Origin of the sequence: Pseudoxanthomonas sp. JBR18 (assembly GCF_028198165.1) — a bacterium.
Classification (GTDB): Bacteria; Pseudomonadota; Gammaproteobacteria; order Xanthomonadales; family Xanthomonadaceae; genus Pseudoxanthomonas_A.
In genome coordinates, this window is sequence record NZ_CP116339.1 from 3,042,786 (window position 1) to 3,063,327 (window position 20,542).

Annotated in this window: 26 protein-coding genes and 1 tRNA gene; 19 read left to right on the top strand and 8 right to left on the bottom strand. The window is 67.0% G+C overall.

The features are described 5' to 3' along the window. Nucleotides 1-25: 25 nt before the first annotated feature. The 8 genes from PJ250_RS13710 to PJ250_RS13745 all read left to right on the top strand — a co-directional run bounded on the left by PJ250_RS13710 (nt 26) and on the right by PJ250_RS13745 (nt 3,972). Entirely contained in the window at nt 26-478 is a 453-nt protein-coding gene (locus PJ250_RS13710; RefSeq protein WP_271645139.1) for a hypothetical protein, read from the top strand. Beyond that, nucleotides 468-710 carry a hypothetical protein gene (locus tag PJ250_RS13715; protein WP_271645140.1) on the top strand — a complete coding sequence of 81 codons (243 nt, stop codon included), beginning with the start codon at nt 468-470 and terminating at the stop codon, nt 708-710. The genes PJ250_RS13710 and PJ250_RS13715 overlap by 11 nt, the downstream gene beginning before the upstream one ends. A gap of 28 nt (nt 711-738) precedes the next feature. After that, a complete protein-coding gene (locus tag PJ250_RS13720; RefSeq protein WP_271645141.1) occupies nt 739-1,110 on the top strand; it encodes a hypothetical protein in 372 nt (123 codons plus the stop codon). A gap of 61 nt (nt 1,111-1,171) precedes the next feature. Then, nucleotides 1,172-1,606 (top strand): hypothetical protein, encoded by a 435-nt coding sequence (locus tag PJ250_RS13725; RefSeq protein ID WP_271645142.1) that lies wholly within the window; start codon nt 1,172-1,174, stop codon nt 1,604-1,606. Beyond that, nucleotides 1,603-2,415 carry a DUF2213 domain-containing protein gene (locus tag PJ250_RS13730; protein WP_271645143.1) on the top strand — a complete coding sequence of 271 codons (813 nt, stop codon included), beginning with the start codon at nt 1,603-1,605 and terminating at the stop codon, nt 2,413-2,415. The genes PJ250_RS13725 and PJ250_RS13730 overlap by 4 nt, the downstream gene beginning before the upstream one ends. Further along, the gene (locus tag PJ250_RS13735; RefSeq protein ID WP_271645144.1) at nt 2,412-3,023 is read left to right on the top strand and encodes a tail assembly protein; all 612 of its coding nucleotides are present in this window, start codon (nt 2,412-2,414) and stop codon (nt 3,021-3,023) included. Before PJ250_RS13730 ends, PJ250_RS13735 begins: the two co-directional genes overlap by 4 nt. Next, complete coding sequence (locus tag PJ250_RS13740; protein ID WP_271645145.1) at nt 3,020-3,679, top strand: hypothetical protein; 660 nt, start codon at nt 3,020-3,022, stop codon at nt 3,677-3,679. The genes PJ250_RS13735 and PJ250_RS13740 overlap by 4 nt, the downstream gene beginning before the upstream one ends. Then, a complete protein-coding gene (locus PJ250_RS13745; RefSeq protein WP_271645146.1) occupies nt 3,676-3,972 on the top strand; it encodes a hypothetical protein in 297 nt (98 codons plus the stop codon). Before PJ250_RS13740 ends, PJ250_RS13745 begins: the two co-directional genes overlap by 4 nt. A gap of 155 nt (nt 3,973-4,127) precedes the next feature. On the opposite strand, the gene PJ250_RS13750 is transcribed toward PJ250_RS13745, so the two are convergent. Together PJ250_RS13750 and PJ250_RS13755 are read right to left on the bottom strand one after the other, a co-directional pair. Next, the gene (locus PJ250_RS13750) at nt 4,128-4,496 is read right to left on the bottom strand and encodes a helix-turn-helix transcriptional regulator (RefSeq protein ID WP_271645147.1); all 369 of its coding nucleotides are present in this window, start codon (nt 4,494-4,496) and stop codon (nt 4,128-4,130) included. A 130-nt stretch (nt 4,497-4,626) separates the two neighbouring features. Further along, nucleotides 4,627-5,022 (bottom strand): hypothetical protein, encoded by a 396-nt coding sequence (locus tag PJ250_RS13755; protein WP_271645148.1) that lies wholly within the window; start codon nt 5,020-5,022, stop codon nt 4,627-4,629. A 525-nt stretch (nt 5,023-5,547) separates the two neighbouring features. Between PJ250_RS13755 and PJ250_RS13760 the strand changes: the two genes are divergently transcribed. Next, complete coding sequence (locus PJ250_RS13760; RefSeq protein ID WP_271645149.1) at nt 5,548-6,162, top strand: hypothetical protein; 615 nt, start codon at nt 5,548-5,550, stop codon at nt 6,160-6,162. Between the two features lie 582 nt (nt 6,163-6,744). Here the strand turns inward: PJ250_RS13760 and PJ250_RS13765 are convergent. Both PJ250_RS13765 and PJ250_RS13770 read right to left on the bottom strand, forming a co-directional pair. Continuing rightward, nucleotides 6,745-7,053: a hypothetical protein gene (locus PJ250_RS13765; protein ID WP_271645150.1), complete on the bottom strand. Its 309-nt coding sequence runs from the start codon at nt 7,051-7,053 to the stop codon at nt 6,745-6,747. A gap of 159 nt (nt 7,054-7,212) precedes the next feature. Next, nucleotides 7,213-7,288: transfer RNA gene (locus PJ250_RS13770), tRNA-Phe, on the bottom strand. Nucleotides 7,289-7,454: 166 nt separating this feature from the next. Here PJ250_RS13770 and PJ250_RS13775 point away from each other — a divergent pair. The 3 genes from PJ250_RS13775 (at nt 7,455) to PJ250_RS13785 (ending at nt 8,989) form a co-directional block, all read left to right on the top strand. Beyond that, a complete protein-coding gene (locus PJ250_RS13775) occupies nt 7,455-7,919 on the top strand; it encodes a DUF6491 family protein (RefSeq protein ID WP_271645151.1) in 465 nt (154 codons plus the stop codon). A gap of 65 nt (nt 7,920-7,984) precedes the next feature. After that, nucleotides 7,985-8,437 (top strand): DUF6491 family protein, encoded by a 453-nt coding sequence (locus PJ250_RS13780; RefSeq protein WP_271645152.1) that lies wholly within the window; start codon nt 7,985-7,987, stop codon nt 8,435-8,437. Nucleotides 8,438-8,512: 75 nt separating this feature from the next. Next, nucleotides 8,513-8,989 (top strand): DUF6491 family protein, encoded by a 477-nt coding sequence (locus PJ250_RS13785; RefSeq protein ID WP_271645153.1) that lies wholly within the window; start codon nt 8,513-8,515, stop codon nt 8,987-8,989. A gap of 3 nt (nt 8,990-8,992) precedes the next feature. Here PJ250_RS13785 and PJ250_RS13790 read toward each other — a convergent pair whose 3' ends face one another. From PJ250_RS13790 to PJ250_RS13805, 4 genes are all read right to left on the bottom strand, one after another. Beyond that, the gene (locus PJ250_RS13790; RefSeq protein WP_271645154.1) at nt 8,993-9,271 is read right to left on the bottom strand and encodes an oxidative damage protection protein; all 279 of its coding nucleotides are present in this window, start codon (nt 9,269-9,271) and stop codon (nt 8,993-8,995) included. 1 nt (nt 9,272) lies between these two features. Then, nucleotides 9,273-10,340, bottom strand: coding sequence for an A/G-specific adenine glycosylase (mutY, locus tag PJ250_RS13795; RefSeq protein WP_271648648.1), 1,068 nt, complete (start codon nt 10,338-10,340; stop codon nt 9,273-9,275). A gap of 344 nt (nt 10,341-10,684) precedes the next feature. Beyond that, nucleotides 10,685-12,085: a signal recognition particle-docking protein FtsY gene (gene ftsY, locus PJ250_RS13800; RefSeq protein WP_271645155.1), complete on the bottom strand. Its 1,401-nt coding sequence runs from the start codon at nt 12,083-12,085 to the stop codon at nt 10,685-10,687. Between the two features lie 140 nt (nt 12,086-12,225). Then, entirely contained in the window at nt 12,226-12,945 is a 720-nt protein-coding gene (locus PJ250_RS13805) for an AraC family transcriptional regulator (RefSeq protein WP_271645156.1), read from the bottom strand. A 156-nt stretch (nt 12,946-13,101) separates the two neighbouring features. Here PJ250_RS13805 and PJ250_RS13810 point away from each other — a divergent pair, with 156 nt between their 5' ends. The 7 genes from PJ250_RS13810 to PJ250_RS13840 all read left to right on the top strand — a co-directional run bounded on the left by PJ250_RS13810 (nt 13,102) and on the right by PJ250_RS13840 (nt 20,533). Beyond that, the gene (locus PJ250_RS13810) at nt 13,102-14,064 is read left to right on the top strand and encodes a proline racemase family protein (RefSeq protein WP_271645157.1); all 963 of its coding nucleotides are present in this window, start codon (nt 13,102-13,104) and stop codon (nt 14,062-14,064) included. Next, complete coding sequence (locus tag PJ250_RS13815; RefSeq protein ID WP_271645158.1) at nt 14,061-15,173, top strand: NAD(P)/FAD-dependent oxidoreductase; 1,113 nt, start codon at nt 14,061-14,063, stop codon at nt 15,171-15,173. The genes PJ250_RS13810 and PJ250_RS13815 overlap by 4 nt, the downstream gene beginning before the upstream one ends. 23 nt (nt 15,174-15,196) lie before the next feature. After that, complete coding sequence (locus PJ250_RS13820; protein WP_271648649.1) at nt 15,197-15,442, top strand: (2Fe-2S)-binding protein; 246 nt, start codon at nt 15,197-15,199, stop codon at nt 15,440-15,442. Further along, nucleotides 15,435-16,745: an NAD(P)/FAD-dependent oxidoreductase gene (locus PJ250_RS13825; RefSeq protein WP_271645159.1), complete on the top strand. Its 1,311-nt coding sequence runs from the start codon at nt 15,435-15,437 to the stop codon at nt 16,743-16,745. The genes PJ250_RS13820 and PJ250_RS13825 overlap by 8 nt, the downstream gene beginning before the upstream one ends. Next, nucleotides 16,742-17,647 carry a dihydrodipicolinate synthase family protein gene (locus PJ250_RS13830; protein ID WP_271645160.1) on the top strand — a complete coding sequence of 302 codons (906 nt, stop codon included), beginning with the start codon at nt 16,742-16,744 and terminating at the stop codon, nt 17,645-17,647. The genes PJ250_RS13825 and PJ250_RS13830 overlap by 4 nt, the downstream gene beginning before the upstream one ends. Nucleotides 17,648-17,735: 88 nt before the next feature. After that, nucleotides 17,736-19,334: an aldehyde dehydrogenase family protein gene (locus tag PJ250_RS13835; RefSeq protein ID WP_271645161.1), complete on the top strand. Its 1,599-nt coding sequence runs from the start codon at nt 17,736-17,738 to the stop codon at nt 19,332-19,334. Next, nucleotides 19,331-20,533, top strand: coding sequence for a M24 family metallopeptidase (locus PJ250_RS13840; RefSeq protein ID WP_271645162.1), 1,203 nt, complete (start codon nt 19,331-19,333; stop codon nt 20,531-20,533). Before PJ250_RS13835 ends, PJ250_RS13840 begins: the two co-directional genes overlap by 4 nt. The last annotated feature ends 9 nt before the right edge of the window (nt 20,534-20,542 follow it).

Below are 20,542 nucleotides of genomic sequence, written 5' to 3' on the forward strand. Positions count from 1 at the left end.
GTTTTCGAACGGTTCAATGGGGTCCATGACGGACACCGACACCCGAATTAGCGGAGCCAATACGGCACCACGCGACAGCCGTGGACGCTTCGGCCCCGGCAACCCAGGCAAACGCCGCGGGGCGCGCAACAAGGCCACCGTGGCCGCGCTGGGCCTGCTGGACAAGGGCTCGAAGCAGTTGATGCAGAAAGCCGTCGACCTGGCGCTTGCCGGAGATAGCACCGCGCTGCGGCTCTGCATCGAGCGAATCGCGCCTCCCTCACGCGAGCGCGCGCTCGCAATCGACCTGCCGGTGCCAAAGACCGCAGCGGACGTGCCGGACACGCTCAGGGCGATCCTGCGGGCCGCCGCCCAAGGTGACATCACCTCTGGCGAAGCAGAGCGCCTGTCGCGCACCGTGGAGACCTTCGCACGTGCGCATGAGCTGGCTGACTTCGATGCGCGCCTGAGGGCGCTGGAGGCCGGCAATGCGCAGTGACCTGAAGCGTCGGATTCGCGCGGTAGAGGCCGAGCGGGTCCAGGCGGTGGGGCCGGTGGTCGTGCTGGTGGCCGCTCAGCCGCATGCCGGCCTGATCCACGTAGACGAAGTGCAGGTCGAACGCTTGCCCGGCGAGGGCGACGACCATTTTCATCGCCGCGCCGGCTTGCTGCTCGGTGCTGACCACCTGATTCTGCTCGTGCCCCGGGGAGCGCCCGCCCATGCGTACTAACTCACGCCGCCGCCTGGAGGCGCTTGAGATGCGCCCCAAGGCCCTCCCAAAGCTGACCGAAGGCGATCGAGCGGTCGGAGCGGCCTTCTACGCCCTCCTGATCTCGCACGGGCACCTGGTCGAGTCCTTCACGGAGGTTGGCGCCTTCCTCAAGCAGGCAACGATCACTGACGGCATGTCGATGCACGAAGCCTCTGACGCCTGGAACGAAACGCTCCGGGCAGATGGCCACACAGTGGTCCACCGCACTCCGCAGGAGAACGCGGCCTGGATGGTCGACTTCATCGAAGCAGTTGGCCGTGTCGACCCAGCGGCTGAGCAGGAGTTCTGGCGCCTAACAGACGTGTGGGCTGAGCGAGAGGGCACCGACAGGCTGGTGCTCGCGAGGCCCGTTCGATAACGCTGGCCCGGATCACCAGCACCACCGCCGCGCCCAGCGGCACAACGAGGAGTGCAGCAACGTGTTCACCAGGAAGCCCCCGACCGACCCCGTGACCGTCCTGGTGGACGGCCTGCAGGTCGAGACCAATGAAGCCGGCAAGCTGGCCATCGAGAAGCTGCAGGCGCAGCTGGCGGAGCTGATCACCGCCAGGGACTCAGCCACTGAGGCGCTGACCATCGCCAAGAGCGAGCTGAGCGCCGCCAAGGCCGCGGCCGCACGCCTGGCCGACAGCAACGCCCAACAGGTCGCCGATCTGCAGCGGCAGCTGGACGAGGCGAAGGCGCCGCCGGCAGCGTCCATATCTGAGCGCCGATCGCCCCAGGATCATCCGGATCCGGTGGCGCGCGCCTTGGCGGACCGCGCCGCATTCCGTCAGCCGGCAGCGGACAACGGCTACGGCGCATTCGTGGACAGCCTGGATTACCGCACCCGGCAGCAGGAGACCGGCGCATGACCATGTTCAATGATCGGGCCACCGTGAGTGGCGCCCGCCTCACCGCCGACGGCTACCTGGTCGCGGATGCGCGAATCGCACGGACTGGCGTTCAGGTCTACAAGGGGGATGAGGTGGGACGCCCCGACCTGCCCACCGTCCGGCTCTACCGGCCGCCGGAGGAGGTGTTCAGCGACGCCACGATGCGCAGCTTCGCCCACCGGCCTGTCACCGTCGACCACCCGACCGAGAAAGTGGATGCAACCACCTGGAAGAAGGTGGCCGCAGGCCAGATCGGCGATCAGATCGCCCGGGACGGCGAGTTCGTTAGGGTGCCGCTGGTCTTGATGGACTCCGCAGCGATCGCAGCATGGCAGGCCGGCAAGCGCGAGCTGTCGGCGGGATACACCGCCGAGATCGTCTTCGGCGATGGCCAGACGCCTGAGGGTGAGGCCTACGACGCGATCATGACCAACATCATGGGCAACCACCTGGCACTCGTGGACAAGGCCCGTGGCGGCCCCCAGCTGCGCCTGGACTCCGCGCGGCCGCCGGCCCAGGTCTTCGACAGTGCCGGATTCCGTGCGCGCCTGGTCGAGCAGTTCAAGGACGCCCAGCACCTGGCGCCGACCGAGGTCGAAAGCATCATCAACCAGCTCACGGCCAACGCCGCAGCCGGCCACCGCAGCGGCGCCGATGCGCAGCCCAAGGATCAGGCGTTCGCCGACCAGTACCGCCAGCACAGGCAGGTGAGCGATAGCGCCTACGCGGAGATGTGCGCCGGCCTGCAGTCCGGTTCAACTGGTCACCGAGAGGAGCGCCCGGCATGAGCAACGAAACCCCGACCACCATCCTGCTGAGCGGTTCCTTGGCGCGCCAGTTCGGCCGGCGCCACCAATTCGTCGTCGACAGTGCCGCCGGCGCGATCAGGGCCCTGAGCGCCATGATCCCCGGCTTCAAGCGCTACATGATCGAGGCCAAGGACCGGGGCCTGCATTTCGCCATCTTCACCGGCAAGCGCAACATCGGCCTGGACCAGCTGCATGACCCCTGCTCGAAGGAGGTCATCCGCTTGGTGCCCGTGCTGCGCGGCGCCAAGAACAGTGGCTGGCTACAGGTCGTCATCGGTGTGGCCATCATCGTGGTCGCCGGCATCGCGTCCAACGGTGCTGCCTTCGGCGCCCTTGGCAGCGCTACTGCTTGGGGCGCTGCCGCGAGCGTGGGTCTGGCCATCACTCTCGGCGGCGTCTCCCAGATCATCGCCGGCACGCCCAAGGGGCTCGGCACGCGCGAGGAGTCGTCCAACCAGCCGAGCTATTCCTTCGGTGGGGTGGTGAACACCCAGGCCCAGGGCGGATGTGTCCCAGTTGGGTACGGGGAAATGATTGTGGGTAGCGCGGTCATTTCGGCGGGAATATTCGCGGAAGATCAACAATGAGCATCCAATCAACCCTAAGCCAGGTGTTCGGCCAGAGCGTGCCGCTCAGTTCCAGTGAGATTGCCGACCTGCTGCCGCTGGTGAACAGCGAACTCGCGCGCCTGGATGAGCGCTTCGGCCTGATCAATTCCACCGGCAAGGGTGACAACGGCACGCTCTACCGCGAACTGCTCCTCAAGGGCACGCCCGAGCAGGTCGCCGAGATGAAGGCCGAGTGCGATCGGCTGGTGATCGAGCGAGACCAGCTGAGGGCGAAGAGCAGGAAGCTGGCCGAGCTCAAGCAGGCCGCATTGATCACCGAGGCCACCGCCGAGCTGCCCGACCTGCAGCGCAATCTCATCCAGTGCATCGAGGTGGCGGAGCAAGCGAGGCGGGCCCTGGCCCAGGCCTTCAGCGCGATCGACGCTGCCTACAACGCAGTGACCGTGGCGCGCGGCCGCATCAAATTCACCGGCACGGAGCCAACTGTGAATGCGCAATTGGGCACGTTGAGCAGCTTGAACGCATTGGGCGCTCTGGCTCGTGCTGGCGGGCTCGGCAATGGGCCATGGTCCAGTGACCGGCCCTGGCACGAAGAAAACATTGGCCTTGATCGCGGCGGGCGCATCCAGGCCCCGCAGGCCGCCCAACCTCAAGCTACATGGAGTCAAGCATGAGCAAGGTCGAAGAATCCACGGCAGCGCAGGCGCTGGATGAGCGGTACCGGCGTCAGCTGCTGCTCGACGCACACCGCATGGCCCCGGGCATGTTCTTCTCCGACAGCGACACCGAGGAGGAGATCCGGCGGCAGCTGGTCCTGGCCTACCTCGGCCCGCAGCCAGGCTTCGATGCCACCGACGACCTGTTGATCTACGGCGCCTTCAAGGCGATGAAGGCGCGGGATGTCTGGATTGGGCCAGGCGAGCGCCAGGAACGAAAGATCGGGGGTCGGCTGCACCTGGTGCACTAGCCACGGACGCGCGGCCCGCAAGCCGTGCCGGACCAGCCGGATGGTGTCCGCAACAACGCCGGCAGTCGCTGAGCCAAATTTCGACACCGGGTGTCGCTCATGGGGGCGAGAGGCGACCAGGGCCCCGCTCCGGCGGGGCTTCTGTAGGCCCACCCTCACCGTCGTCTCTTCAGCGCCGCAACCTCGTTGCGCAGCCGCTCGATTTCGTCCAGGGCGTCCAGCATCACCTTGCCGGCTTCTGGGTAGCCCATATCGAAGAGCCACAGTCCCTCGGTTTGCAGCTGCTCTATAATGTCGTTGGCGCCCGCAGTTGTGCCCATTGAGCCCAGCTTTACGGCCTTTCGGAATTCGCTGATTGCCCGTTCGATCCAGGCATCGATCTCGCGCGAAACCCACAAGCTGCGATCGCCGACCTTGATCGGCGCGGGGAAGGTCTTCGCCGCGACCTGGCGATAGATCGTGGCGCGTGACAGGCCTACGCGGTGCGCGACCTGCGTGACTGGCAGCAGCGATAGATCGCTCATGCTCAACATTCCTTTGTCAGCTTGATCATTATCTCCGTCAACAGCTCCGCGATAAGGTCGATGAGCTCGATCTGGCTGCGATGGTTGGATGGGAGAACGCAGCATGAAGACTCGCCTCCAAAGTGGCTTGTCAGCGTTTCACGTTGTCGCGGCGCGCATTGCCTAGAACCGCATCTATCGCCGCCAACGTTTGGTCAATGTAGTAGTGGAGGTTGCCGTTGAGGCCGGCGAAACTTTGGGCAGCCTGATGAATGCTTTGCTCAAGATGTGTCTTTGGCACCCTGGGTCTCTCTTCGCGCGCAAGCTTGAGCAGCGAGATCACCTGATTCCACTGAGAGAGGCTTGCATTCAACTCAGCCATGGCGTTAAGAACCACTTCCGATTCGGGTTCCAGTCCCAGCATGGGTGCTTCGATCTTAGGCACCTCAATCTGAAGCGTAAGCAGAAATTCCATGTCCTGCGATCCAATCTCGTGGGCGCGATTATCGAGGATTTCATGGAGCGCCACAGCCGCATCCAATCTCATTCTCAAGTTCTCAAGATTCCCTCGAAGAGAGCGCAGCGCTACATGGGATCGAAATTTAGTCCGCCGCACCTCTCGGCGATATGGGAGCACTACAGCGACCACGGTGGCACAGGCCGCAGCCCAGCCTCCAAGTGCAGCCATCGCGTCCCAATTCAGCAAACACGATCTGCTAAGCGGAGCGCATTGAAAGATTCCGTAGACCCAGTCCATTCGTACCCCCAACCCCAAGACGTGATTCTGCCATGCGCATCCATTTCAGCGAACGCCTGGTCCTATGCACCAACGATCCATGGTGATGTGCCCGCGCTCTGCCCGGTTGGCGAGACGCCAGCTCAGCCGTAGGGGAAACACTTAGGCCGGCACGTGCCTATCCTGCGCCTCGAGCTTGCGGCCTACCCTTCTTTGTCATGACAAAAATCGTCCTTCACAGAGGGCCGAGCAAAGGGGGACTCGCGCCGGTCCAGGGGGCTATTTAAGATTTGTGCTAATTGATCGACAGCCAAAGTGGCGCAAAGGAGTCACACCGTGGAAGGTAGAGAGGCCCTTCAGGAGCTGAAAGAGGAAGTCCAGAAGGTGATCGACCAAGGGCAGGCGCTGAGCCCCGAAGGGCTGATTCAGTACGTTGATCTTTTGCTGGACAGCCTAGAGCCACAGCGGGACCCCGCTACGGAGTTGGAGCGAAAGAAAGCAATTTCCGAACTCCACTTGGCTGCCTACAACTCCGATCGCGCGGCTGCGCTTCAAGCACAGGCTCTAAATGCCGCGTCCGATCTCGAAGCATTCCGCACTGTAATTCAAGCTGGCGGAATTGCGAGGAAGGATCTCCTAGTTGTCAATGGAGGCGCTAGCGTGGCGCTGCTGGCCCTCCTTGGCCACTTCGTTTCAACCGGAAAGGCACAGGCCACAACTGCATTTGCTCCAGTTCTCCAGAGCTTCGCGGCAGGAGTCGCCTTATGCGTGCTATGCAGCGCCTTAACGTACGTCAGCCAGATCTTCTATCAACACGATGAAACACGGGCTAGCCGGTTCGCTGCTTGGGCTTTCCACTTCCTGGCAGTCGTCGCGTGGGTGGGCGGCGGCACGGGCTTCGTTCTTGGTGCATTCAAGGCTGCCAATATCTTCTCCATGCCGCTCTTCTAGCCAAACAGTGCCTAAAAGCGCGAGAAGGCCGGCGGCCGTTCGAGGAAGGGTCCGCCGGGGCAACGTGTAGACGTGCGACTTATCGGATCAGGGCTTGCCCCAACGGCGTCAGCAGCCCTCCCTTGACCATTCCGGCCTCCTCTAGGATCGTCCACTGAGTCGGGTCTGGCCGGGCTGTCCCGTTCTTGATCCCGGTTAGGGTGGCCTTCAACAGCTCGCGCGCGACGTCCATGTCTGCTCCTTTCGTGGTCTGGGGTCAGATTGCCATCCATGCCGGCATGCGCCCACGGGGGACGCTGCGAGGAGCTGTAGGAATCGTCTGACTGTGGTCTCAGCCTGTGCGCCGGGCGCCTCGCAAGCTCGACCCATGGAGACCAAAGACGATCGAAAGACAGGGCCCCGCGAGGCCAACAAGGATCCGTTCGACCACCTGACGCTGCGCGACACACGAACGCCGGAGGAGCGGCGCGAGGCTGAGTCGAGGGAGTGGGCCAGGCGCAAGGGCAGCGGGCGGAAAGACTGGTGGAAGAAGTACCTATCAGAGGGCGACCCGTGTGCAGGCCATCACCTCTGAGGACGCGCTTATCTGCTAGATGCCAGAACGCTGTACTCACCGGGTTCAATTTTGACGGTGCGTTCGGGAACTGGGCGCGCGCCGATGGCCGCTACCAAAGCCGGAAAGGCCCGTACCGCGGTAGCGTCAAAAAGAACCGAGTGCGGCTCTCCACGGCGGCCCATTTTCGACCAAATGGTGAAGCCGTTGCTGCTGTCCAACTGTCCTGCCCTGGCCAGCACCAACAGATTCTTCGCCACCTGATCAAGCAAGCCGCTCGACTCATCAATGAAAAGCTGGCTCTCCTCAGCGGTGTAGACCTTCTCCGCCCAAGTCATGGCATAGCCCACAAAGTTCGGGGAACCAGAATGCCTAGCCGATCCCGCCGCTGCAACAGATCCAGGCGCGAGTTTCCGTGCCGACGTCCGTACAACGACAAAGGCCACCCCGGAGGATGGCCTAAGTATTTGAATCGCTACAACTTTCGCCACCTGAAGTGGTGGCCGGGGAGGGAATCGAACCCCCGACACAGGGATTTTCAATCCCTTGCTCTACCAACTGAGCTACCCGGCCGGTGCCGCACTTACGGCCGAGCCGAAGCGAGGCGCGCATGATACGGATGGATTTCCGATCCGGCAAGCCATCGGTTTCCTGAACGTCCAGATTCGGACAGCGGACGGCGGCACATCATGGGCGCATGATCCTCCAGGCGGATTGCCATACATCAAAGGGAGTTGCCATGTCCAGGTTTCGCGCCTCGCTTAGAGGTTCTTTATTTGCTTTTGCGGCTCTGCTGTCTGGTTGCGCCTCGCTAGGGACTTCACGGCTGAGCGCGGCGCAAGATGTGGAACTCTTCCAGTCGCACGCTGGCGAACCCATCAAGGCTTTCAGCCCCTTTGGCGGAATTTCCCAATGGGAGACTGTAGGTGACTCGGCAGTTGCCGTTTGGACAAAGCCGGACACTGCGTATTTGCTCGGTGTCGCCGAGGGCTGCTTGGATCTTGAGTGGTCGCCGCGGCTGTCCCTGAGCCGCGAGCACGACAGGGTCTATGCCGGCTTTAATCATGTCCTTGTGAGGCGGCCGGGTGAGAAGGATGCTAAGCGATGCAGGATCGAGACGATTCAGCCCTTGGACGTGCAGGCCCTGCGAGCCGCGCAGGCGCGCGCACGCCCTGGTGCTCTGAAATTATCCGAGGCGGGATGAGAGGAGCTGCCAGTACGGTGAAGATGACAATTACGTCTACCTTTGCCGGATACCTCGCCAGATCAATGGCCGCCGCCCTGCTGGCCATACTCGGCGTGGGTTGCGCCACGACCGGACTGACCGACGAACAGGAGCTGGCGCTGTATCGCGCGCATGCGGGCGAGCCGGTGAAGAGCTTCACCTTCCTGGGTCAGCTCAATGGCTGGACGCCGCTGGGCGATACCGCGTTGGCGGTGTGGACCAGGCCCAGCGAGGCCTATCTGCTGGAGCTGCCGGGCCGTTGCATGGACCTGGACACCGCGCCTGCGATCACCGTGACCAATCAGGGCAGCCGGGTCTACGCGAAGTTCGACGACGTGCTGGTGCTGGGCGGGCTGCGCAATAGCTTCCGCATGCCATGCCGCATCGATACGATCCGGCCGCTGGACGTCAAGGCATTGCGCCGGGCGCAGAAGCAGTTGCGCGAAGCCAGGGCGGCCGAGCGACAGGCCGGTGCGCCGCCGCCGGCGAGCCCCTGAGAGGCGCCCTCACGGCGCATTGCGGTGTGCGGGCGTCTGATCTCCGACACCTGTGGACGTCAACGGAGCATCGTCATGCAGCGTCTGTGTTTCCTCTCGGTCCTGGCCGGCGCGTTGGCGCTCTTGTCGCTGGGGGGGTGTGCGACCGGCACCGGGCTCAGCGATGCGCAGCGTCTTGCGCTGTATCGCGAACACGCGGGCGAGCCGCAGCGCGATTTCCGCTACACGACCCGCCAACTCACCGGCTGGACCGCGCTGGGCGACGAGGCGCTGGCGGTGTGGACCAAGCCGAACGAGGCGTATCTGCTGGAGTTCGGGGGCGGTGGCTGCAGGGATTTGAACGCGGCCTCGACCATTCTGATCACCAACCTGCTGGGTCAGGTGTCGGCCGGGATGGATCGGGTGCAGGTGCTCAATCGACCGGCCGGCTTCAACATCGCCTGCCGCATCCAGACGATCCGCGCGCTGGACACCAAGGCGATCCGCGCATCGGAAAAAGCCCTGCGCCAGGCGCGCACCGCACAGCGTGACGCGGCCCCTGCCAGCGATTGACCCTTAGGCGTCGCTTTCGGGGGCAACGTAGCCAGCGGGCTTGTCGGTCTGGCCGCCGAACAGGAACTTGCGCAACTCGTCTTCCAGGAACGCGCGGTCCTTCGGGTTGCGCGGCGACAGGCGGTTCTCGTTGATGAGCATGGTCTGGTGGGCCAGCCATGCCGCCCAGCCGGCCTTGCCGATGTGCTCGAACACCTGCTTGCCCAACTCGCCGGGGTAGGGGACGTAGTCCAGGCCTTCGGTGTCTTTGTTTTCGTACTGGCAGAACACGGTACGGGGCATGTCAGGCATCCAGGAGTTTGCGGATGGGCGCGGGCAGGCCCAGCGTCGAAAGTTCGCCGGGTGCGACCCAGCGCAGGTCGGCATTGTCGCCCACCGCGTCGCGCGAGGACAGGCGCCGCCAGCGCAGCGGCTGCATGTGTAGACGGTAATGGGTGAAGGTGTGCGGCGTGTCGGGTAGTTCGTCGGCGGCGTCGAAATCGCCGGACAGATGCGCATCGAACCAGACGCGCGCGGCGGCGGTGTCATCGGCCTGCGGCAGCGACCACAGGCCCGACCAGATGCCCACCGGCGGCCGGCGTTGCAGCAGCACCCGGCCCTGCGCGTCGAAGGCCATCAGCATCACCGCGCTGCGTTCTGGCAGCGGCTTGCCGGGCTTGGGTGTGGGCAGTGCCTCGGTGAGGCCCTCGCGGAAGGCGACGCAGTCCGTCGAGATCGGGCACAGCAGGCAGGCTGGATTGGCGCGCGTGCACAGGGTGGCGCCGAAATCCATCTGCGCCTGGGTGTAATCGGCCAGGCGGCCTGCGGGGACGTGCTGGACGTGATCGATCGCCAGTGCCCACAGTTGCTTTTCGATGGCCGGCAGGCCGGGCCAGCCGGCGATGCCGTGCACGCGCGCGAGCACGCGCTTGACGTTGCCGTCCATGATGGCGAAGCGCGCGTTCCAGGCCTGGCTGAGGATCGCGCCGGCGGTGCTGCGGCCGATGCCAGGCAGCGCATGCAAGGCCTCGAAGTCGCGCGGCAGGTCGCCGTCGTGCAGCTCCACGCAGCGCTTGGCCGCGGCATGCAAGTTGCGGGCGCGGGCGTAGTAACCCAGGCCGGCCCATTGCGCCATCACCGCATCCGAGCTTGCGGCAGCCAGATCCGGCAACGTCGGGAACGCCTGCAGGAAACGCGCGAAGTACGGGATGACCACGCGCACCTGGGTCTGCTGCAGCATGATCTCCGACAGCCACACTCGGTACGGCGTGCGCGGATGCTGCCAGGGCAGGTCATGGCGGCCATGCTGGTCGAACCAGGTCAGCAGTTTGATGGCGAAGGTATCGATGGGCGGCTGGCTCGTGCGGGCGATGAGTGGCTGGCCTGTAGCGCCGAGCTTGCTCGGCGGGGCTTTGCCGGGAAGGCTCCAGCCGAGCGAGCTCGGCTCTACCGGGAAGGCTTGGTTGTAGCGCCGAGCTTGCTCGGCCGGGCTTTACCGGGACAGCTCCAGCCGAGCGAGCTCGGCTCTACAGGGGGGGGCTTGGTTGTAGCGCCGAGCTTGCTCGGCGGGGCTTTATCGGGACAGCTCCAGCCGAGCGAGCTCGGCTCTACCGGGGGGGGGCTTGGTTGTAGCGCCGAGCTTGCTCGGCGGGGCTTTATCGGGACAGCTCCAGCCGAGCGAGCTCGGCTCTACAGGGGGGCGTCAGCGATCTGTTGCTAGGCCGCGCTGCCCAGCGCTTCGGGCAGCAGGGCGTCGACGAAGGATTCGGCATCGAACACGCGCAGGTCTTCCGGGCGCTCGCCGATGCCGGCATAGCGGATCGGAATGCCGAATTCGCGGGCCAGGGCGAACACCACGCCGCCCTTGGCGGTGCCATCCAGCTTGGTCACCACCAGGCCGGTCACGCCCACCGCGGCATGGAACTGTCGCAGCTGGGAGAGCGCGTTCTGGCCGGTGGTGCCGTCGATCACCATCAGCACCTCGTGCGGGGCGGCGTCGTCGATCTTGCCCAATACGCGGCGGATCTTGCCCAGCTCGTTCATCAGCCCGGTCTGGGTGTGCAGGCGGCCGGCGGTATCGGCGATCAGCACCTGGGTGCCGCGGGCCTTGCCGGCCTGCAGCGCGTCGAAAGCCACCGACGCCGCATCCGCGTTCTGGCCCTGGGCCACCACCGTCACACCATTGCGCTCACCCCAGGCCTGCAGCTGGGCCACGGCCGCGGCACGGAAGGTGTCGCCAGCGGCCAGCATCAGGCTGAAGCCATCGTCCTTGAAGCGCTTGGCCAGCTTGCCGATGGTCGTGGTCTTGCCCACGCCGTTGACGCCCACGGTCAGCACCACGAAGGGCTTGGCGTCGCGGTCGATGGCCAGCGGCACGGCGACCGGCTTGAGGATGGCGATCAGTTCGGCGCGCAGCGCGGCCAGCAGCGCGTTGGCATCGACGAACTCGCGTGCCTTCATCCGCTTGCGCAGGGATTCGACCAGCGCGGTGGTGGCGGTGACCCCAACATCGGCGGTGATCAGCGCGGTCTCGATCTCGTCCAGCAGGTCGTCGTCGAGCTTGGGATTGCGCGAGAACAGCCCGCCGAAGCTGCGCGCGAACGCGCTGCCGCGCAGGCGCTCGCGCCAGCCGGTCTTGCCGGCCGGGGCGGCGGGTTTTTCGGTGGTGGCAAAGCTTGGCGCCGGGGCAGGATCCGGTGCCGGGGCAGGATCCGGGTCCGGCGGGGGGGCGACCACCGCCGGCGCAACGGCCACCACGGGCGGCTGCGCGAGCAGCGGGGTGGTCGGCGTCGACACGGCCGGTTCAACGGCGACTGGCGTTTCCGGCTGCGCGGCAGGCGGAGCGGAGGGTGGCGCCGGTGCGGGCGTCACGACGTCTGGTTGGCCTTGATCGGGCGGGACAAAGCGCTGCGTGTCAGGCGTCTGCGGGGCGGCCGGTTCCTCGGCCGCGGATGCCTGTCGGGCCTGCTCAACCGCGGTGACGGGATCGTCCTGCTGTGGCGGCGCCGGGCGTGGGTCCGGGAACGCCGCAGCCAGTTCTTCCACGCTGTAGCGCCGGGTGCTGCCATCCTTGCCGGAGGCGTCATCGGGCTTTTTGCGGCGGAAAAAACTGACCATATCGAGGCACTTTTTCAGGGGGCTACATGCTAGCACCCAGCCTGTGCGCGGCCTTTAAGCCAAGGTGAAAGCCAGGCGTGGGCGCCATGCCGAATTCTGCACCGGCCCACTGGTGCCGGCGGCCCCGACCGCGCCGCGGCTTAGCCGCGCAAGGTGCGGTAGTCGCGCGGTGTCATGCCCACGGTGGCCTTGAACTGGCGTGCGAAGGCGCTCTGGTCGGCAAAGCCGCACTGCTGGCCGATGCTGGCGATGCTGTCCTCGCCGTGCAGCAGGCGCATGGCCGCCTCGATGCGCAGCTTGGTCAGCAACTGCTGCGGGGTGACCTGGAAGACGCGGCGGAAGTGTCGCTCCAGTTGTGCCACCGACAGGCCGGCCAGATCCGCCAGGGTCTGGACGCGCAGGTTCTCGCCGAAACGCTTCTGCATGAATTCCATGACCGTGTTCAGGCGTTCGAAGGCGCTATGACGGTTGTCGGGCTGGCCCAGGTCGCGCGACACGCCGACCACGCCGATCACATCGTTGTCTTCGCACACCGGGCGCTTGAAGGTCAGGCACCAGCCGGGCAGGCGGTTGGGATACAGGTGCACTTCCAACTGGTTGTCGATGACCTCGCCGCAGAGCACGCGACGGTCCTGCATCAGGTAGCTACCGCCCAGTGGCAGGGGGAACACATCCAGCGGCGAATTGCCGATGACCTCGCTGCGCTGTTTGCGCCCCAGCCGGCGCACCAGGGTCAGGTTGCAATGGGTATAGCGGCCTTCGCGGTCCTTGATGAAGAACACCACGTCGGGCAGTGCATCGAACAATGTCTGCATTTCCAGCGCGGGAAGGTTGAGCTGCATGGTGGTGACCAAACGCATCGCCGTTGCGGCGGGGACACCGCCCAGCCAGGGCGGAGTTCACGATCCTAGCGCAAAGCACGGGCCCGTAGACGGTGGCGAAATTGTGCGAATTTCCGCATCGCGGCCCGGGATTGGACGCTAGTCGCTCCCGGTGCCCAGATGTGAGGATGTGGCATGCACACGATCGACGTCATTGACTCCCACAGCGCCGGTGAACCGACCCGGGTGGTCCTGTCAGGGTTCCCGGACCTGGGCGCGGGAAGCCTGGCGGAGTGTCGCGAGCGTTTCAGCCGCCAGTACGACCACTGGCGTAGCGCCATTGCCTGCGAACCGCGCGGCTCGGACACCATGGTCGGTGCGCTGTTGCTGCCCGCGCGCGATCCCGCGGCGTGCACCGGCGTGATCTTCTTCAACAACGTGGGCACCCTGGGCATGTGTGGCCACGGCACCCTGGGCGTGGTGGCGACCCTGGCGCAGCTGGGCCGCATCGGGCCTGGCCAGCACCGGATCGAGACGCCGGTGGGCACCGTGGCGGTGGAGCTGGCGGAGGACGGGCGCGTGACCATCGACAACGTCGAGAGCTATCGCCATGCGGCTGGCGTGGTGGTGGACGTGCCAGGCTACGGTCAGTTACGAGGCGATGTGGCCTGGGGCGGCAACTGGTTCTTCATCACCGAGCAGTCGCCCTATCCGCTGGACCTGGCCCACCAGCGCCAGCTCACGGCCTACACCGAGGCGATCCGGATCGCGCTTGAGACCGCCGGGATCACCGGACAGGCCGGGGGCGAGATCGACCATGTCGAAGTCAACGGCCCGGCACCGGACGGCAGCGGCCAGGCGCGCAACTTCGTGTTGTGCCCGGGGCTTGCATACGATCGCTCGCCCTGCGGCACCGGCACCAGCGCCAAGCTGGCCTGCCTGGCGGCCGACGGCAAACTGGCGCCAGGCCAGGTCTGGGTGCAGCAAGGCATCCTGGGCAGTGTGTTCGAAGGCAGCTTCAGCGTGTCTCCCTCCGGGCGCGGCATTGTCCCGCGCATCTCCGGCCAGGCCTACGTCACCGCGCGGTCGCAGCTGTTGATCGACCCGGCCGATCCGTTTGCCTGGGGCATCGGGGCCAGGGTGCCAATCCCGGAATGATCGTTTACGACCTCATCGTGGTCGGCGCCGGCATTGTCGGGGCGGCCTGTGCCGAAGCGGCGGCGGGTGAGGGCCTGCGCGTGGCGTTGGTCGAGCCCGGCCCGGTGGGCGGCGGGGCGACGGCGGCGGCGATGGGGCATCTGGTGGCCATGGACGACGATCCGGCCGAGTTGGCGCTTTCAGCCTATTCGCTGGGCCTGTGGGAGCGCTATGCCGAGTTGCGAGAGGCCGAATTCAGCCGCTGCGGCACCCTGTGGGTGGCGCGCAACGAAAGCGAGCTGGCCGTGGTGCCGGCCAAGATCGCGCGCCTGGCGGCGGCGGGGCTGGCGGCCGAGGTGGTGGATGCCCAGCAGTTGTACGCGTTGGAACCGGCGCTGGTCTCGGGCCTGGCGGGCGGCATGCGGGTGCCGGGCGAGGCAGTGGTGTACCCACCGCGCATGGCGCGCTATCTGGTGGACAAGGCCTTGCAGGCCGGTGGGCAACTGTTCGCCGGCCGGCGGGTGACCGAGCTGCTCGCCGATGGCGTGCGCCTGGACGATGGCCAGCGGCTGTCCGGGCCGGTGCTGGTGGCCAGCGGCCTTGCGGTGCCGCAGCTGCTGCCCGAACTCAAGGTATATCCGCGCAAGGGCCAGTTGGTGATCACCGACCGTTATCCGGGGCGGATCCGGCACCAGCTGCTGGAACTGGGCTATGCCGATTCGGCGCATGGCGATGCGGCCACCAGCGTGGCCTTCAACGTGCAGCCGCGTCCAACCGGGCAGCTGCTGATCGGCTCATCGCGCCAGGTCGGAGTGAGTGATCGGGAGATCTCGATGCCGCTGCTGCGGCAGATGCTGGAGCGGGCGTTCGCGTTTCTGCCGATGCTGCGTGGGCTGCAGGCGCTCCGGGTCTGGACCGGGTTGCGTCCGGCCACGCCCGATGGCCGCCCTTACCTGGGCCAGGTGCCTGGACGTGGTCAGGTCTGGGTGGCAGCCGGACACGAAGGGCTGGGCGTCACCACCGCGCTGGGAAGCGCGCGGTTGCTCATCGATGGGCTGCTTGGGCGCACCCCGGCCATCGACCCGATCCCTTACGACCCGGCGCGCGCGCTGACGCGAGAGGCGGCATGAGCGACACCACTTCCACGCGCGCTGTGCCCGGCCTGATTGGCCTCAACGTCAATGGCCAGCGGGTCGAAGTGCCGGCCGGTGCCAGCGTCGCCGCCGCGGTGGCGACGCTGGGCGTGCCGTTCCGGCGATCGCGCAGCGGTCAGCCGCGCGCGCCCCTGTGCGGCATGGGCGTGTGCTTCGAGTGCCGGGTGCAAATCGACGGCGTTGCCCAGTTGCGTGCGTGCATGACGCCGGCCCGCGAGGGCATGCAGGTGTCCACCGATGCTTGAGCCGGTCCGCCATTACCAGGTGCTGGTGGTCGGTGCCGGCCCGGCCGGGCTGGCCGCGGCGCAGGCGGCGGCCAGCCATGGCGCACGCGTTGGCCTGGTCGATGCGCAGCCGCGCGCGGGCGGCCAGGTCTGGCGACACGATATCGACCAGGGGGTGCCGGCTGTGGCGCAACGTGCGTTGGCCACGCTGCATCACCAGGGCATCGACTGGCTCGCGCAGACCCAGGTGACCTTGTCGCAACCGGGCTGGCTGCTCGCCGATGGTCCTGATGGCGCGTGCCAGCTGCACTACGACAGGCTGGTGCTGGCCACCGGGGCGCGCGAACTGCTGCTGCCGTTCCCGGGTTGGACCCTGCCCGGCGTGACCGGTGCGGGTGGCGCGCAGGCGTTGGCCAAGCAAGGCTGGCCGCTGGCCGGCAAGCGGGTGCTGGTCGCCGGCAGTGGTCCGTTGCTGCTGGCCAGCGCGGCCACCCTCAAGGCCCATGGCGCGGTGGTGCTGGGAATCCACGAACAAGCCTCGGCTGGCGCATTGGCAGGCTTCGCTGTGCGACTTGCGCGCTGGCCGGGCAAGGCGGCGCAGGCGGTGGCGCTGCGTGCGCAGCTGGCGGGCGTTGCGTATCGCAGCAGCAGCGTGGTGGTTGCCGCCCATGGCGATACCTGCTTGCGCGAAGTGGAGATCGAAGGCCCGCTCGGCCGCCAGCGCATCGCCTGCGACCAGTTGGCGGTCGGCTATGGGCTGGTGCCCAACACCGAGCTGGCGCAGTTGCTCGGCTGCCGCATCGAATACGTCGGCGCCCATCCGCAGGTGGCGGTCGATGCCCAGCAGCGCACCAGCATCGAACACGTCTTTGCCGTGGGCGAGGCCTGCGGCATCGGCGGCCTCGACTGTGCCCTGGTCGAAGGCGCCATCGCCGGTCACATGGCCGCCGACGCCAACGCGGCCGCGCATGCGCTGACCCCGCGCCGGCACCGCGCGCGGGCTTTCGCCAGCCTGCTGCGGCGCCAGTTCGCACTCACCCCACGCGTGCACGCGCTGGCGACGGCCACCACCACCGTCTGCCGCTGCGAGGACGTGACCCTGGGTGAACTGGCCGGCTTTGCCGATAGCCGCGAGGCCAAGCTGCAATCGCGCTGCGGCATGGGCGCCTGCCAAGGGCGGGTCTGTGGCACCGCGCTTGCCGAACTGGGCCTGGGCCGGCCCGAGCTTTCCACCGATGGCGGCCGCCGGCCGCCGTTGTTCCCGGTCCGCCTTGCGGCGCTGGCCGACTCATTCACCGATCCATCGCAAGGGATATCCCCATGAGCAATGCACCTTTCTGGAAGGGCGTCCTGCCCGCCATCACCACCCCATTCAATGCCGACGGCAGCGTCGATCATGCCTTCCTGGCCAAGCACGCCGGCCAGCTGGTGGACGCCGGTTGCACCGCCATCGTGCCGCTGGGTTCGCTGGGCGAAGCGGCCACGCTGTCTTTCGATGAGAAGGTCGCCATCATCACCACCCTGGTCAAGGCGGTCGGCGAGCGCGTGCCGGTGGTGCCGGGCATCGCCTCGCTGTCCACCGCCGAAGCGGTCAGGCTGGCCCAGGCCGCCAAGGACGCCGGTGCGCGCGGGCTGATGGTGCTGCCGGTGTACGTGTATTCGTCCGATTGGCACGAGGCCAAGGCCTACGCGCGCGCGGTGCTGAGCGCCACCGACCTGCCCAGCATTCTATACAACAACCCGGTGGCCTATCGCACCGATATCCTCCCGGCGCAGATCGCGGAGCTGGCTGCTGAGTTCCCCAACCTGCAGGCGGTCAAGGAATCCTCGGGCGAGATCCGCCGCTTCGCCGCCATCAAGGAACTGCTGGGCGAGCGCCTGGTGCTGCTGGTGGGCATGGACGACGCCATCGTCGAAGGCCTGGCCATGGGCGCCGAAGGCTGGATCGCCGGCCTGGTCAATGCGTATCCGGTGGAGTCGGTGAAGCTGTTCGAACTGGCCCGCGACGGCGGCTACCCGGCCGCGGCCGAGCTCTACCACTGGTTTCTGCCGCTGCTGCGGTTGGATACGGTTCCCAAGTTCGTGCAGTTGATCAAGCTGGTCCAGGCCAAGGTTGGCATGGGCAGCGAAACCGTGCGTGCCCCACGCTTGGTCGTGGAAGGTGCCGAACGCGCCGCGGCATTGCAGGTGATCGACCAGGCCATCGCCACCAAGCCTGCGCTGTAAGGCCCTGGCGGAGCCTGCTCCGCCGCGCCGTTGAATGCCTGCGCCGGCGTGCCCGGTGCAGGCCGATGTCCCCGTCTTGGAGACCGTGATGAATGCTTCGAAACAACCCGTCCTGCTGGCCGGACGCTGGCAGCAAAGTCTGTCCCCCCAGGGTGGTTTTCATGCAAACGACCCGACCACCGGTGAGGTGATCGGGCCGTGCTTCCCGATCAGCGGCGCGGACGATATCGAGGCGGCGCTGGCTGCCGCCTGCGAGGTGGCAGCCACCCTGGCGGCGGCGCCAGTTGAACGCATTGCCGCGTTCCTGGACGCGTATGCCGCTGCACTGGAGGCCGATGCCGACACCCTGGTGGCCCTGGCCCACCAGGAAACGGCATTGCCCGGGCCAACCCGCCTGCGCGGCAATGAGCTTCCGCGCACCAGTGGCCAGCTGCGCCAGGCGGCCAAGGCGGTGCGTGAGCATGCCTGGACCACCCCGACCATCGATACCGCCGCCGGCCTGCGCGCGCACCTGGCGCCGCTGGGCAAGCCGGTGCTGGTGTTCGGCCCGAATAATTTCCCGTTCGCCTTCAATGCCATCGCCGGCAGCGACTTTGCCTCGGCCATCGCCGCGCGCAACCCGGTGATCGCCAAGGCCCATCCGTTGCACCCTGCCACCAGCGAGCGCATGGCGCAGCTGGCGCATCGGGCGCTGGAGGAGGCCGGGCTGCCGCCGGCCGCGGTGCAGATGCTGTACCAGTTCGACAACGCGCTTGGCCTCAAGCTGGCCGGCGATACGCGCCTGGGCGCGATCGGCTTTACTGGCAGCCGGGCCGGTGGACTGGCGCTGAAGGCGGCCGCCGACGCCGCCGGCGTGCTGTTCTACGCCGAGCTGTCCAGCGTCAACCCGGTGTTCGTCCTGCCGGGCGCACTGGCCGAACGCGGCCAGGCGCTGGCGCAGGAGTTCTTTGCCTCCTGCACGATGGGCAGCGGCCAGTTCTGTACCAATCCCGGCGTGCTGGTGGTGCCCCGCAGCCCGGCCGGTGATGCCTTCGTGGCGGCGGCGACCGAGCACTTTGCCGGGGCCGCGCCGATGGTGCTGTTCTCGCAGGGCGGTGTGACCCACCTGGCGCAGGGCGTGGCCACCTTGCGTGACGCCGGGGCCGCCCTGCTGGCCGGCGGCACGGCGGGCGAGGGTGCGGGCTTCCGCTACGCGCCAACCCTGCTGAGCGTGGATGCGGGCGATTTCCTCGCCCACCCGCAGGCGCTGCAGACCGAGGCGTTTGGCCCGGTCAGTCTGGTGGTGCGGGTGGACGGCACCGAACAGATGGTCGCGGTGGCGAGCGCCTTCCAGGGCAACCTCACCGGCACCATGTATCGCGCCGCCGACGGCAGCGATGACGAGGCCTGGCGCGCGATCGCCCCGGTCCTGCGCGCGCGCGTGGGCCGTTTGATCAACAGCAAGATGCCGACGGGGGTGGCGGTCAGCGCGGCCCAGAACCACGGGGGACCGTTCCCCAGCACCGGCCATCCAGGCTTCACCTCGGTGGGCATGCCGGCGGCGATCCATCGCTTCGCCGCGCTGCACAGCTACGACGCGGTGCCCGATGTGCTGCTGCCGGTGGAACTGCGCGATGCGAACCCGGCGCGGATCCAGCGCCTGGTCGATGGGCAGTGGACCTGTGCCGATGTGGAGGTGGTGGCATGAGCGGCCAGATCGGTGGCCTGAGCCTGGCCGAGGCCCGGGCGCAGCTGCAGCCATGGACAACGTTGGCACCGGCCATCGGCGCCGATGAATACCAGCAGCGCATCGCCCGCGCCCGCGCGCTGATGCGCGAGCAGGGCGTGGACGCGCTGCTGGTCGGTGCCGGGACTTCGCTGCGCTATTTCACCGGCGTGCCGTGGGGCGCGACCGAACGCTTGGTGGCCATGCTGCTGACCGCGCAAGGCGAGCCGCAGCTGATCTGCCCGGTGTTCGAGGAAGGCTCGTTGGATGCGGTGCTCAAGGTGCCGGTCGCCAAGCGCTTGTGGGAAGAACACCAGGACCCGTACGCGCTGGTGGTGCAGGCCATGGCCGCCCAGGGCGCCACCAAGTTAGCGTTGGACCCGGGCATCGCCTTCGGCGTGCACACCGGCTTGCGCGCGCATCTGGATGCGGCCGCCATCGTCGATGCCAGCGCGATCATCGACGGTTGCCGCATGTGCAAATCCGCGGCCGAACTGGCGTTGATGCAGCAGGCCTGCGACATGACCTTGCAGGTCCATCGGTTGGCGGCGGGCATCGCCCACGCCGGCATCGGCACCGACGAACTGGTGCGCTTCATCGACCAGGCCCATCGCGCGCTGGGCGCCGACAACGGGTCGACCTTCTGCATCGTCCAGTTCGGCCATGCCACCGCCTTCCCGCATGGCATCCCTGGCGTGCAGCACCTGCAGGAAGGCCAGCTGGTCCTGATCGACACCGGCTGCACCGTGCAGGGCTACCACTCGGACATCACCCGCACCTGGATCTTCGGCACGCCCAGCGACGCGCAGCGCCGGATCTGGGACCTGGAGCAGGCCGCGCAGGCTGCTGCGTTTGCCGCGGTGCGCCCGGGCGTGAGCTGTGAGTCGGTCGACGCTGCCGCGCGTGCGGTGCTCGAAGCGGCCGGGCTTGGTCCCGATTACCGGCTGCCTGGCCTGCCGCATCGTACCGGCCACGGCTGTGGACTTTCGATCCACGAGGCGCCGTATGTGGTCCGTGGCAACGCCACGCTGCTGCAGCCCGGCATGTGCTGCAGCAACGAACCGATGATCGTGGTCCCGGGTGAGTTCGGGGTGCGGCTGGAAGACCATTTCTACGTGACCGAACGCGGTGCGCAGTGGTTCACGCCGCCATCGCCGGCCATCGACCGGCCGTTCGCCTAGATGGCCGCG

Excerpts from the sequence above, each read along its gene's own strand:
- PJ250_RS13710 (WP_271645139.1), top strand. The coding sequence starts at position 26 with ATGACGGACACCGACACCCGAATTAGCGGAGCCAATACGGCACCACGC.
- PJ250_RS13715 (WP_271645140.1), top strand. The coding sequence starts at position 468 with ATGCGCAGTGACCTGAAGCGTCGGATTCGCGCGGTAGAGGCCGAGCGG.
- PJ250_RS13720 (WP_271645141.1), top strand. The coding sequence starts at position 739 with ATGCGCCCCAAGGCCCTCCCAAAGCTGACCGAAGGCGATCGAGCGGTC.
- PJ250_RS13730 (WP_271645143.1), top strand. The coding sequence starts at position 1,603 with ATGACCATGTTCAATGATCGGGCCACCGTGAGTGGCGCCCGCCTCACC.
- PJ250_RS13735 (WP_271645144.1), top strand. The coding sequence starts at position 2,412 with ATGAGCAACGAAACCCCGACCACCATCCTGCTGAGCGGTTCCTTGGCG.
- PJ250_RS13740 (WP_271645145.1), top strand. The coding sequence starts at position 3,020 with ATGAGCATCCAATCAACCCTAAGCCAGGTGTTCGGCCAGAGCGTGCCG.
- PJ250_RS13745 (WP_271645146.1), top strand. The coding sequence starts at position 3,676 with ATGAGCAAGGTCGAAGAATCCACGGCAGCGCAGGCGCTGGATGAGCGG.
- PJ250_RS13750 (WP_271645147.1), bottom strand. The coding sequence starts at position 4,496 with ATGAGCGATCTATCGCTGCTGCCAGTCACGCAGGTCGCGCACCGCGTA.
- PJ250_RS13755 (WP_271645148.1), bottom strand. The coding sequence starts at position 5,022 with ATGAGATTGGATGCGGCTGTGGCGCTCCATGAAATCCTCGATAATCGC.
- PJ250_RS13765 (WP_271645150.1), bottom strand. The coding sequence starts at position 7,053 with ATGACTTGGGCGGAGAAGGTCTACACCGCTGAGGAGAGCCAGCTTTTC.
- PJ250_RS13775 (WP_271645151.1), top strand. The coding sequence starts at position 7,455 with ATGTCCAGGTTTCGCGCCTCGCTTAGAGGTTCTTTATTTGCTTTTGCG.
- PJ250_RS13780 (WP_271645152.1), top strand. The coding sequence starts at position 7,985 with ATGGCCGCCGCCCTGCTGGCCATACTCGGCGTGGGTTGCGCCACGACC.
- PJ250_RS13785 (WP_271645153.1), top strand. The coding sequence starts at position 8,513 with ATGCAGCGTCTGTGTTTCCTCTCGGTCCTGGCCGGCGCGTTGGCGCTC.
- PJ250_RS13790 (WP_271645154.1), bottom strand. The coding sequence starts at position 9,271 with ATGCCCCGTACCGTGTTCTGCCAGTACGAAAACAAAGACACCGAAGGC.
- ftsY (WP_271645155.1), bottom strand. The coding sequence starts at position 12,085 with ATGGTCAGTTTTTTCCGCCGCAAAAAGCCCGATGACGCCTCCGGCAAG.
- PJ250_RS13805 (WP_271645156.1), bottom strand. The coding sequence starts at position 12,945 with ATGCGTTTGGTCACCACCATGCAGCTCAACCTTCCCGCGCTGGAAATG.
- PJ250_RS13810 (WP_271645157.1), top strand. The coding sequence starts at position 13,102 with ATGCACACGATCGACGTCATTGACTCCCACAGCGCCGGTGAACCGACC.
- PJ250_RS13815 (WP_271645158.1), top strand. The coding sequence starts at position 14,061 with ATGATCGTTTACGACCTCATCGTGGTCGGCGCCGGCATTGTCGGGGCG.
- PJ250_RS13825 (WP_271645159.1), top strand. The coding sequence starts at position 15,435 with ATGCTTGAGCCGGTCCGCCATTACCAGGTGCTGGTGGTCGGTGCCGGC.
- PJ250_RS13830 (WP_271645160.1), top strand. The coding sequence starts at position 16,742 with ATGAGCAATGCACCTTTCTGGAAGGGCGTCCTGCCCGCCATCACCACC.
- PJ250_RS13835 (WP_271645161.1), top strand. The coding sequence starts at position 17,736 with ATGAATGCTTCGAAACAACCCGTCCTGCTGGCCGGACGCTGGCAGCAA.
- PJ250_RS13840 (WP_271645162.1), top strand. The coding sequence starts at position 19,331 with ATGAGCGGCCAGATCGGTGGCCTGAGCCTGGCCGAGGCCCGGGCGCAG.